This is a genomic window from Bizionia gelidisalsuginis (assembly GCF_008086185.1).
Taxonomy (GTDB): domain Bacteria; phylum Bacteroidota; class Bacteroidia; order Flavobacteriales; family Flavobacteriaceae; genus Bizionia; species Bizionia saleffrena.
On the sequence record NZ_VSKN01000093.1, the window covers coordinates 1 to 899 of the forward strand.

Annotated in this window: 1 protein-coding gene; it reads right to left on the reverse strand. The window is 34.4% G+C overall.

Translation table 11 applies throughout. The features are described 5' to 3' along the window. Positions 1–242: ISAon1 family transposase N-terminal region protein (locus ES677_RS15170; RefSeq protein ID WP_148380069.1), on the reverse strand; the 242-nt coding region annotated here is incomplete at its 3' end. Between the last annotated feature and the right edge of the window lie 657 nt (positions 243–899).

Genomic DNA, 899 nt, shown 5'->3' on the forward strand with positions numbered 1-899 from the left:
AGAGTCCATCGTCTACGCTTTATATGGAGCAGTACCGATTTGCCTCTTAAAGGGAAATCTTCAACGGTTATCTCAGGCAAGAAGCCTTTGGATTGCGCTAATTCTGATTGGTACTCCTTGGGCAGCACGTTCTTTTCTTCTAGGTAAAAATGAACCTTACCTTCTGATGATTTATGGTCTACAATTTCAAAATAATCCATAACGCCTTCCGGTAACAAATACTGTGCTAATTTTATATCCAAGATCTAATCTGTTTTTGTCAAAGATAAAGTTTCTCCCCAAGTTTTACGTTTGATCCCTAAAAGCACGAATTATAGGCCTTATAAGGAGGTGTTTTGGGTTAAATACAAGAAGCAATAATCAATCTATCCATAAAGGAGGCTGTAAAAAGCAAGTCTGAAGTGGCGGTGTATACCCATAAAACGGAATAACTTAAAAAATATTAAAATGTAATCCATTGAAAATAAGCTACTCCAATATAAAAATGTAAAAAATAAAAAGAAAGACCTACTAAGTTAGTTGTAAATACAAAAAAGGGTTCTATCTTTGCACCCCGAAACAGAGCAACCTCGGTTGAAGTTTAGGGAAAGTTCACAAAGATTTATAGAGATACACGGCAAGAAAAATAATTAAATTTAATTTTCAAAAAGTGTTGCGAGTTTAAATATAAGTTTTATATTTGCACCCGCTAAGCGACATAAGGCTTAGAGAAAGAGAATAAAAGTTCATACACATATTGAATTGACAGCGTAATGTAATAACTGGAAACGGTAATTACGAACAAGAGAATAAATCATTAAAGAGTACTGACAATTTCTTTGGTTGTTAAAAAGATAGTCGCAAGACTTAAAATTTAACGATGAAGAGTTTGATCCTGGCTCAGGATGAACGCTAGCGGC